This is a genomic window from Streptomyces sp. NPDC107498 (assembly GCF_055582805.1).
Window position 1 is genome coordinate 328,216 of record NZ_JBVJPE010000008.1, and the last position, 10,247, is coordinate 338,462.

General features: G+C 71.8%; 9 protein-coding genes and 1 pseudogene. 7 read left to right on the top strand and 3 right to left on the bottom strand.

Annotation, left to right across the window (positions count from 1 at the left end):
* Positions 1-19: 19 nt before the first annotated feature.
* The gene (locus ACZ66Z_RS17440; protein WP_469934828.1) at positions 20-1,540 is read right to left on the bottom strand and encodes a peptide MFS transporter; all 1,521 of its coding nucleotides are present in this window, start codon (positions 1,538-1,540) and stop codon (positions 20-22) included.
* Positions 1,541-1,965: 425 nt separating this feature from the next.
* On the opposite strand from ACZ66Z_RS17440, the gene ACZ66Z_RS17445 reads away from it, so the two are divergent.
* Positions 1,966-2,643 (top strand): response regulator transcription factor, encoded by a 678-nt coding sequence (locus ACZ66Z_RS17445; protein ID WP_030690380.1) that lies wholly within the window; start codon positions 1,966-1,968, stop codon positions 2,641-2,643.
* A gap of 46 nt (positions 2,644-2,689) precedes the next feature.
* Positions 2,690-3,961, top strand: a complete 1,272-nt coding sequence (locus ACZ66Z_RS17450) for an ATP-binding protein (RefSeq protein WP_469934829.1) — start codon at positions 2,690-2,692, stop codon at positions 3,959-3,961.
* Positions 3,962-4,008: 47 nt separating this feature from the next.
* Here ACZ66Z_RS17450 and ACZ66Z_RS17455 read toward each other — a convergent pair whose 3' ends face one another.
* Positions 4,009-4,524 carry a GtrA family protein gene (locus ACZ66Z_RS17455; RefSeq protein ID WP_469934830.1) on the bottom strand — a complete coding sequence of 172 codons (516 nt, stop codon included), beginning with the start codon at positions 4,522-4,524 and terminating at the stop codon, positions 4,009-4,011.
* A gap of 197 nt (positions 4,525-4,721) precedes the next feature.
* On the opposite strand from ACZ66Z_RS17455, the gene ACZ66Z_RS17460 reads away from it, so the two are divergent.
* The 4 genes from ACZ66Z_RS17460 to ACZ66Z_RS17475 all read left to right on the top strand — a co-directional run bounded on the left by ACZ66Z_RS17460 (position 4,722) and on the right by ACZ66Z_RS17475 (position 8,613).
* Positions 4,722-5,861 carry a 5-(carboxyamino)imidazole ribonucleotide synthase gene (locus tag ACZ66Z_RS17460; RefSeq protein ID WP_469934831.1) on the top strand — a complete coding sequence of 380 codons (1,140 nt, stop codon included), beginning with the start codon at positions 4,722-4,724 and terminating at the stop codon, positions 5,859-5,861.
* A 19-nt stretch (positions 5,862-5,880) separates the two neighbouring features.
* Complete coding sequence (purE, locus tag ACZ66Z_RS17465) at positions 5,881-6,378, top strand: 5-(carboxyamino)imidazole ribonucleotide mutase (protein WP_469934853.1); 498 nt, start codon at positions 5,881-5,883, stop codon at positions 6,376-6,378.
* Positions 6,375-7,571, top strand: a complete 1,197-nt coding sequence (locus ACZ66Z_RS17470; protein WP_469934832.1) for a dipeptidase — start codon at positions 6,375-6,377, stop codon at positions 7,569-7,571. Before purE ends, ACZ66Z_RS17470 begins: the two co-directional genes overlap by 4 nt.
* A gap of 121 nt (positions 7,572-7,692) precedes the next feature.
* Complete coding sequence (locus ACZ66Z_RS17475) at positions 7,693-8,613, top strand: membrane dipeptidase (RefSeq protein WP_469934833.1); 921 nt, start codon at positions 7,693-7,695, stop codon at positions 8,611-8,613.
* A gap of 63 nt (positions 8,614-8,676) precedes the next feature.
* Here ACZ66Z_RS17475 and ACZ66Z_RS17480 read toward each other — a convergent pair whose 3' ends face one another.
* Positions 8,677-10,008, bottom strand: a complete 1,332-nt coding sequence (locus tag ACZ66Z_RS17480) for a UDP-glucose dehydrogenase family protein (RefSeq protein ID WP_469934834.1) — start codon at positions 10,006-10,008, stop codon at positions 8,677-8,679.
* A 120-nt stretch (positions 10,009-10,128) separates the two neighbouring features.
* Here ACZ66Z_RS17480 and ACZ66Z_RS17485 point away from each other — a divergent pair.
* Positions 10,129-10,247: pseudogene (locus tag ACZ66Z_RS17485) on the top strand (acyl-CoA dehydrogenase); the annotation flags it as partial.

A 10,247-nucleotide genomic window follows, 5' to 3' on the forward strand; every position in this document is an offset into this window, starting at 1 on the left:
TCCGTGCGGGCGGGTGGCGTCAGTGGACGCTGCCCATGAGGCCCTGGACCTTCTTGCGGTACATGTAGATCGCGAAGCCCGCGAGGACGGCCAGCGCGGCCTCCAGCGCGATGATCCCCGTTCCGTTCAGGTCGACGCCGGCCAGTGAGAGCAGGCCCGTGGCGCAGTCACCGGCGGTGACGGCGAGGAACCAGACGCCCATCATCTGGGAGGCGTACTTCTGCGGCGCCATCTTCGTCGTGACGGAGAGGCCGACGGGGGAGAGGCACAGCTCACCGATGGTCTGGATCATGTAGATCGTGACCAGCCACATCGGGGAGACCTTGGTGCCGTCGCCCGCCATGTTCATCGGGACGACGAAGACGAAGAAGGACGCGCCGACCAGGACCAGGCCCATCGTGAACTTCACGATGGTGTTCGGCTCCTGGTTCTTGCGGGCCAGCCACAGCCACAGCCAGGCGAAGACCGGGGCCAGCGCCATGACGAACAGCGGGTTCAGCGACTGGTACCAGGTGGCCGGGAAGCCGAAGCCGAAGACGGTGTCGGCGGTCTTGTCGTCCGCGAACAGCGACAGGGTCGAGCCGCCCTGGTCGTAGATCATCCAGAAGACGGCGGCGGCGACGAAGAACCAGATGTAGCCGGTCATCTTCGACTGCTCGGTGCGGTCGAGGTCCTTGTCGCGCTTGATGCGGACGAGGACGGCGATCGGGATGATCAGACCGGCGAGGGTGATCGGGACGAGCGCCCAGTTCAGGGTGTACATGCCGAGGCCGACGACGACGCCGTAGAAGGCGGCGGCGAGCACGACGACGAGCGCGACCTTGACCAGGATGCCCTTGCGCTCGGCCGGGGAGAGCGGGTTCGGGACGACGGTGCTCTTCGCGCTGAGGTGCTTCGTGCCGAAGAGGAACTGGACCAGGCCGATGCCCATGCCCAGCGCGGCGAGCGCGAAGCCGAGGTGCCAGTTGACCTTCTCGCCGACGGTGCCGACCACGAACGGCGCCACGAAGGCACCGAGGTTGATGCCGACGTAGAAGAGCGTGAAGCCGCCGTCGCGGCGCGGGTCGTCCGGGCCGTCGTAGAGGTGGCCGACCATCGTGGAGATGTTGGCCTTGAGCAGACCGGAGCCGGCGGCGACCAGCGCCAGGCCGACGAAGAACATGGCCTGGCCGGGGATGGCCAGCGAGGCGTGACCGGCCATGATCACGAAACCGGCGATGGTGACGGTCTTGCGGGCGCCCCAGACGCGGTCGCCGAACCAACCACCGGGCATGGCCATCAGGTAGACCATCGAGACGTACACCGAGTAGATGGCCGTCGACGTGGCCGCCGTCATGGCGAGGCCGCCACCCTGGCTGCCGGTCGCCGCGTCCGCGCCGCCGGAGACCAGGTACAGAACGAGAAGGGCCCGCATGCCGTAGTAGGAGAAGCGCTCCCACATCTCGGTCATGAAGAGGGTGGCCAGACCACGGGGGTGGCCGAAGAACGTCTTCTCGGAACCAGAGGTTCCGGTCGAAGCCGTCGTCAGGCTGGACGCCATGTCGATCCTTGCTCTGTCGGGACGCACGCCTTGTGAGCGTGATGCGCCCGGTGGGGGAGGCCGGCACCGGCGGGGTCGAGTGACTCCGCCGGGATCCACGCCCCGGGAGACGCGTGTACGCGCCCCGGGACCCGGCCCACAGGTCTTCACCGTCTCCAGGCTCGGCCGGGCCGACCCTACGCAGAAAGAGGACCTTGGCGAGCGAAGCCGCACAAAGGTCCCCGATTACCGCTACTGACGTCTCGCCACCATACGACACGACAGTGCCGGATATGGAAGGACTTGAGAGAAGGATCACAGGTGACGAAGGAACCGTACGCGATCTTTCGAAGGTCATCTGCTGGATGCCCACAAGATCCCCAGGGGTCGTTCGGGCCCGATGGATCCCGCCCCGGCCCGGGTGCCGTGCGGACTACCATCACCCCATGACCCGTGTACTGCTCGCCGAGGACGACGCATCCATCTCGGAACCGCTGGCCCGCGCCCTGCGGAGAGAGGGGTACGAGGTCGAGGTCCGCGAGGACGGCCCCACCGCCCTCGACGCCGGCCTCCAGGGCGGGGTCGACCTGGTCGTGCTCGACCTGGGCCTGCCCGGCATGGACGGCCTGGAGGTCGCCCGCCGGCTGCGCGCCGAGGGCCACACGGTCCCGATCCTGGTCCTCACCGCCCGCGCGGACGAGGTCGACACGGTCGTCGGGCTCGACGCGGGCGCCGACGACTACGTCACCAAGCCCTTCCGGCTCGCCGAGCTCCTCGCCCGCGTCCGGGCCCTGCTCCGGCGCGGCTCCACCGAGCCCGCCGTCGCCCCCGCGACCCACGGCGTCCGGATCGACGTCGAGTCGCACCGCGCCTGGATGGGCGACGAGGAGCTCCAGCTCACCGCGAAGGAGTTCGACCTCCTCCGCGTCCTGGTCCGGGACGCCGGCCGGGTCGTCACCCGCGACCAGCTGATGCGCGAGGTCTGGGACACCACCTGGTGGTCCTCCACCAAGACCCTCGACATGCACATCTCCTGGCTGCGCAAGAAGCTCGGCGACGACGCGGCGAACCCCCGCTACATCGCCACGGTCCGAGGAGTCGGCTTCCGCTTCGAGAAGAGCTGAGCCGCCGACCCACCCCGTTCGAAGAGAGCCGAGCCACCGTGAAGCCATGCGCCGCCGCCTGATCAACTCCACGCTCGCCGTCGTCCTCGTCGTCATCGCCGTCTTCGGCGTCTCCCTGGTCGCCGTCGAGACCCGCACGATCTCCAGCAGCGCCCAGGAGAGCGTGGACTCGGAGGCGCTCCGACTCGTCTCCATCGTCGACGGCCGGCTCATCGGCGGCGAGCCGGTCAACCCGGACATCCTGGCCGAGCAGGGCGGCGCCAAGCGGTACGCCCAGATCCGCATCCCCGGTCGCGACGCCATCGAGATCGGCAGCCGGCCCGAGGGCGAGGTCATCCGGGGCACCGCCCACGGCGAGCGCGGCGAGACCGTGGTCGTCGAGGAGTCCCGCTCCGCGGTGACCGCCGAGGTCGGCCGCACCCTGCTGATCATCGGCGGGGTGGCCCTGCTCGCGGTCGTCGCCGCCGTCCTCCTCGCCGTACGGCAGGCGAACAAGCTGGCGTCCCCGCTCACGGACCTCGCCGAGACCGCCGAGCGGCTCGGCTCCGGCGACCCGCGGCCCCGGCACAAGCGGTACGGGGTGCCCGAGCTGGACCGGGTCGCGGACGTCCTCGACGCCTCCGCCGAGCGCATCGCCCGGATGCTCACCGCCGAGCGCCGGCTCGCCGCCGACGCCTCCCACCAGCTCCGCACGCCCCTCACCGCGCTCTCCATGCGCCTGGAGGAGGTCGCCCTCGCCGAGGAGCTGGACACCGTCAAGGAGGAGGCGACGATCGCGCTGACCCAGGTCGAGCGGCTCACCGACGTCGTCGAGCGGCTCCTCACCAACGCCCGGGACCCCCGCACCGGCTCCGCCGTCGCCTTCGACCTGGACGAGGTCGTCAAGCAGCAGATCGAGGAGTGGCGCCCGGCCTACCGCAGCGCGGGGCGGGCCATCGTGCACTCCGGCAAGCAGGGCATGCGGGCGGTCGGCACCCCGGGCGCGGTCGCCCAGGTCCTCGCCGCCCTGATCGAGAACTCGCTCATGCACGGCGGCGGCACGGTCGCCCTGCGCACCCGCGTCACCGGCAACCAGTCGGTGATCGAGGTCACCGACGAGGGCCCCGGCGTCCCCGCCGACCTCGGCGCGCGGATCTTCGAGCGGGCGGTGAGCGGGCGCAGCTCGACGGGGATCGGCCTGGCGGTGGCCCGGGACCTGGCGGAGGCGGACGGCGGCCGGCTGGAGCTGCTCCAGCAGCAGCCGCCGGTCTTCGCGCTCTTCCTGAGCCGCGAGGTCAGGAGCGTCGCGGCGGAGCCGCAGGAGCGCCCCGTACGGTAGCTCCGGCCCGGCGGCCCCGTGCGGCGGCTCCTCGGGGGAGGGGCGGGTCAGACGTGGTCGGGCTGGCGGCGGACGGCCTGCCGGGGGGTCTTCTCCAGGAACGATTCGGCGGTCTGCACGGCCTCCTTCGCCGGCAGCGCGCGGAACACCCACGTGCGGTAGGACCAGAAGCGGAACAGGGTGGCGACGCCGATGCCGAAGAACTTGAAGAAGTTGCTCTGCAGCGGACTGTCCCAGCCGAAGCCGTACGTCGCCGCGTACAGCAGACCGTTCTGGATCACCAGGCCGATCAGGCTGAAGAGGAGGAAGAGCGCCAGCTCCTTGGTGCGGCTGCTCTTGTCCCGGTCCCGGTAGGTGAAGTACCGGAAGCCGAGGTAGTTGAACACGATCGCCACCACGGTGGCGACGATGCTCGCCCGGACGACCGGAAGCTCCGAGAAGTGGCGGACGAGGTTGAACACCCCGAGGTCGACCAGGACCCCGACGGCGCCCACGGCACCGAACTTGGCGACCTCGCGGACGAGCCCCTCGAGTCGCATGCGCAGCACGCCGGGTTCACTCATGGTGATCGCTGTGTCCGTCCGTCCGGATGACGTCCGGGCGACGTCAACCCATCCATGCTAACCAGCGCTCCTGTCACCCGCCCGTGTACCTCGCAAACCTGTGGACAACCCGCTTCCGGGGGTGTCCTACCCACCTGGAGGTTGTGCCAAAGCACAGCCGGACGAGTGTTCCCCGATGGTGCGGATACCCTAAGAGGGTGACGTTCCCCGTAGTAGGCATGGTCGGAGGCGGGCAGCTCGCCCGTATGACCCACGAGGCGGGCATCCCCCTCGGCATCAAGTTCAAGCTCCTCAGCGACACCCCGCAGGACTCCGCGGCCCAGGTGGTGAGCGAGGTCGTCCTCGGCGACTATCGCGACCTGGACACGCTGCGTGACTTCGCGCGCGGCTGCGACGTGATCACCTTCGATCACGAGCACGTGCCCGCGGAGCACCTGGCGGCCCTGGAGGCGGACGGCGTCGTCGTCCGCCCCGGTCGCGCGGCCCTCGTGCACGCGCAGGACAAGGGGGTGATGCGCGCGAAGCTCGACGAGATCGGCGCGCCCGGCCCCCGGCACCGGATCGTCGCCGATCCGGCCGACGCCGCGGCCTTCGCGGCCGAGGCCGGCGGCTTCCCGATCATCCTGAAGACCGTGCGCGGCGGCTACGACGGCAAGGGCGTCTGGTTCGTCCGCACGCCCGAGGACGCCCACGACCCCTTCCGCGCCGGGGTGCCGGTCCTCGCCGAGGAGAAGGTCGACTTCGTCCGCGAGCTCGCGGCGAACATCGTCCGCTCCCCGCACGGCCAGGCCGTCGCCTACCCCGTCGTCGAGTCCCGCCAGGTCGACGGCGTCTGCGACACGGTCATCGCGCCCGCGCCCGGCCTCGACGAGGAGCTCGCGGGGCAGGCCCAGGAGCTGGCCCTCCGGATCGCCAAGGAGCTGGACGTCGTCGGCCACCTCGCCGTCGAGCTGTTCCAGACCCGGGACGGCCGCATCCTCGTCAACGAACTGGCGATGCGCCCGCACAACTCCGGCCACTGGACCCAGGACGGGGCGATCACCTCGCAGTTCGCCAACCACGTCCGGGCGGTCCTCGACCTGCCCCTCGGCGATCCGCGCCCGCGCGCGCCGTGGACCGTGATGTGCAATGTCCTGGGCGGTGACTACCCGGACATGTACTCCGCGTACCTGCACTGCATGGCCAGGGACCCGCAGCTCAAGATCCACATGTACGGCAAGGACGTGAAGCCCGGTCGCAAGGTGGGCCACGTCAACACCTACGGCGACGACCTCGACGACGTGCTGGAGCGCGCCCGTCACGCCGCCGGCTATCTGCGAGGAACGATCGTTGAGTAATCCGCTCATTGGCATCGCGATGGGGTCCGACTCGGACTGGTCCGTCATGGAGGCCGCGGCCCAGGCCCTCGACGAGTTCGAGATCCCGTACGAGGTGAACGTCCTCTCCGCGCACCGGATGCCGCGCGAGATGATCGCGTACGGCGAGGAGGCCGCCGGCCGCGGGATCCGGGCGATCATCGCGGGCGCCGGCGGCGCCGCCCACCTCCCGGGCATGCTCGCCTCCGTCACCCCGCTGCCGGTCATCGGCGTGCCGGTGCCGCTGAAGTACCTCGACGGCATGGACTCGCTGCTCTCCATCGTGCAGATGCCGGCCGGCATCCCCGTCGCCACGGTCTCCGTCGCCGGCGCGCGGAACGCCGGCCTGCTCGCGGCCCGGATCCTCGCCGCGCACGACGCCGAGCTCCGCACCCGGATGACCGAGTTCCTCCAGGAGCTCAACGACCAGGCCACGGAGAAGGGCAAGCGGCTGCGGGCCAAGGTCGAGGGCGCGGCGTCCTTCGGCTTCGCCAAGTGACCGCGGCCGACCGTCTGGAGGAGGCCCGCGAGCTGCTCGCGGGCCACCCCGTCGTCGACGGCCACAACGACCTCCCGTGGGCGCTGCGCGAGCACGTGCGCTACGACCTGGACCGGATGGACATCGCCGCGGACCAGAGCGGCGCGCTCCACACCGACCTCGCCCGGCTGCGGGCCGGCGGCGTCGGCGCCCAGTTCTGGTCGGTGTACGTGCCCTGCCGGCTGACCGGGGACGACGCGGTCAGCGCGACCCTGGAGCAGATCGACGTCGTCGACCAGCTCCTCGACCGGTACGCCGCCGACCTCGCCCCCGCCCTCACGGCGGACGACATGGAGGCGGCCCGGAAGCAGGGCCGCATCGCCTCCCTCAAGGGTGCCGAGGGCGGCCACTCGATCAACAACTCCCTCGCCACCCTGCGCGCGCTGCACGCCCTCGGCGTGCGCTACATGACGCTCACGCACAACGACAACAACGACTGGGCGGACTCGGCGACCGACGGGCCCGGCGTCGGCGGGCTCTCCGCCTTCGGCCGGCAGGTCGTCCGCGAGATGAACCGCTCCGGCATGCTCGTCGACCTCTCGCACGTCGCCGCGACGACGATGCGGGACGCGCTCGACGCCACGGCGGCGCCGGTGATCTTCTCGCACTCCTCGTCCCGCGCGGTCTGCGACCACCCGCGGAACGTCCCGGACGACGTCCTGGAGCGGTTGCCCGCGAACGGCGGCGTCGCGATGGCCACCTTCGTGCCCAAGTTCATCCTCCCCGCGGCCGTCGAGTGGACCGCCCGGGCGGACGACAACCTCCGGGCGCACGGCTTCGACCACCTCGACACCACCGCCGGGGCGATGAGGCTGCACCGCGCCTTCGAGGAGGCGAACCCGCGCCCGATCGCCACCGCCGCCACGGTCGCCGACCACCTCGACCACATGCGCGAGGCCGCCGGCATCGACCACATCGGCATCGGCGGCGACTACGACGGCACGGCCTTCACCCCGGCCGGCCTCGACGACGTCGCCGGCTATCCGAACCTGATCGCGGAGCTCCTGCACCGCGGCTGGTCCCGCCCGGACCTGGCCAAGCTGACCTGGTCCAACGCGGTCCGCGTCCTGAGGGACGCGGAGGCGGTCTCCCGCGACCTGAAGGCCCGCACGGCCCCGTCGAACGCGACGATCGACGCGCTCGACACCCCGTAGCGGTCCTCACCCGGACGGTCCAGCCCACCGAGCCCCCCGAGGGGGCCGGTGGCACGGTGGACGGTACTGCCCCGCCGCTCTCGGCGGGGCGGTACTGCATCGCCGAGTCCGGAGTCACGCCATGGCGGATCTGCTAGACGACCATCCCACCCTCTCCACCGTTCCCGCTGCCGCCGACGTGCCCACGCCCCCGGACCCGCCGCCGCCCGACGAGACGGCCCGCGCCCGCGCCCTCCTGGCCGCCCAGCCCGTCACCGAGGGCCACACCGACCTCCCGGAGTCCCTCGACCCCGAGGACCTGCCGCCCGTCCGCGCCGGAGAGACCGGGGCCCAGCTCTGGTCCCTGCACGTCGAGGCGGACGAGGGCGTCCTCGGGACCCTGCGGCGGATCGACTCCGTCCGCGCCCTCGTCGCCGGCTGCCCCGAGGACCTGCGCCTCGCGCACTCCTCGTCCGAACTGGCCGACGCCCGCAACTGCGGCCGCGTCGCGGCCCTGCTCGGCCCGGTCGACTGGGCGGCGCTCGGCGGCTCGGCCGCCACCCTGCGGGCCTACCACGCCCTGGGCGTACGGGCCGTGAACCTCACCTGCTTCGACCGCTTCGCCCGCGGTGCCGTACGGGAGATGAACCGCATCGGCCTGGCCGTGGACCTCTCCGGCGCCGACCCCGACACGGTCCGCAGCGCCCTCGCGGTCACCCGCGCCCCCGCCCTGCTGACCAGGGCGGCCCCGGAGGCCCTGCCGGACGACGTGCTGCGCCTCCTCGGCGGGAACGGCGCCGTCCTCATGGTCACCGTCACCGAGGACCCGGCGGCCGCCGCCGACGCCCTCGACCGGGTCCGGGCGGAGGCGGGCCCGCAGTGCGTCGGCGTCTCCCGCACCACGGCCCCGGCCGTCGGCTACGTACCGCTCTTCGCCGAGCTGCTCCGCCGGGGCTGGACCGCCCAGGAACTGGTCGGCCTCGCCCACGCCAACGCCACCCGGGTGCTCCGGGAGACGGAGTTCCTGTCCCGGACGAACCGGATCCGGCCGGCCGCGGCCTGAGGCGTACGGACGGGAGAGGGGCGCACCGCCGGACGGTGCGCCCCTCTCCCGTGCCCCAGGGCCTCAGGCGGTCGGGCGGCCCATCGCCCGGTACGTCCAGCCGGCCGCCCGCCACCGCTCCCCGTCGAGGGCGTTGCGGCCGTCGAGGACCACCCGCGCCGCGGCGACCCCGGCCAGCTCCGCCGGGTCGAGCTCGCGGAACTCGCGCCACTCGGTCAGGTGCAGCACCACGTCCGCCCCGCGCACCGCCTCCAGGGCGGAGGGGGCGTAACCGAGGGTCGGGAAGACGCGGCGGGCGTTCTCCATGCCCTTCGGGTCGTAGACGGTCACCTGGCCGCCCTGGAGCTGTATCTGGCCGGCCACGTTCAGGGCGGGGGAGTCGCGGACGTCGTCCGAGTCCGGCTTGAAGGTGGCACCGAGCACGGCGACCCGGCGTCCCAGGAAGGTGGACCCGCCGAGGGCCTCGCGGGCCATCTCGACCATCTGGCCGCGCCGCCGCATGTTGATCGAGTCGATCTCGCGGAGGAAGGTCAGGGCCTGGTCGGCGCCCAGCTCGCCCGCGCGGGCCATGAAGGCCCGGATGTCCTTCGGGAGGCAGCCGCCGCCGAAGCCGATGCCGGCGCGCAGGAACTTGGCGCCGATCCGGTCGTCGTGGCCGATGGCCTCCGCGAGCTTGGCGACGTCGCCGCCGGCGGCCTCGCAGACCTCCGCCATCGCGTTGATGAAGGAGATCTTGGTGGCGAGGAAGGAGTTGGCGGCCGTCTTCACCAGTTCGGCCGTCGGGAAGTCGGTCACCACGAACGGCGTGCCCTCGCCGACCGGGACCGCGTACACCTCGCGGAGCGTCTTCTCGGCCCGCTCGCCGGAGCCGTGCACGCCGACCACGATCCGGTCCGGGCGCAGGGTGTCCTGGACGGCGAAGCCCTCCCGGAGGAATTCGGGGTTCCAGGCGAGGTCGACGCCCTCCGGGAGGAGGGACGCGAGCCGCTCGGCCGAGCCGACCGGCACGGTCGACTTGCCGACGACCAGGGCCCCGTCGCGGACGACCCGGGCGAGGGAGGCGAAGGCGGCGTCCACGTAGCTCATGTCGCAGGCGTACTCGCCGTGCCGCTGCGGGGTGTTCACACAGACGAAGTGCACGTCGCCGAAGGCGCCGGCCTCCTCCCAGGAGGTGGTGAAGCGCAGCCGGCCGCTCGACCCCTCGATGCCGGCCACGTGCTTCGCGAGCAGCTCCTCCAGGCCCGGCTCGTACATCGGGACGCGCCCGGCGGACAGCATCTCGATCTTCTCGGGGACGACGTCCAGGCCGAGCACCTCGAAGCCCAGCTCCGCCATGGCCGCGGCGTGGGTGGCGCCGAGGTAGCCGGTGCCGATCACGGTGATCTTGAGGGCCATGCGGGACTCCAGGGAACGTCGGGCGGAATGCCTGCCCGAGCATAGTCGGGCGCTGGTCGGGGGCCCGGTCACGCCCTACCATTTGGGTTACTTAACGGTAGTTAGCATCTGTGGGAGTGGATGAGCGTGGCGGGTTCGACTGATTTCGACCTGTATCGGCCCTCGGAGGAGCACGACATGCTCCGCGAGTCGGTGCGTGCCCTGGCGGAGGCGAAGATCGCTCCGTTCGCGGCGGCGGT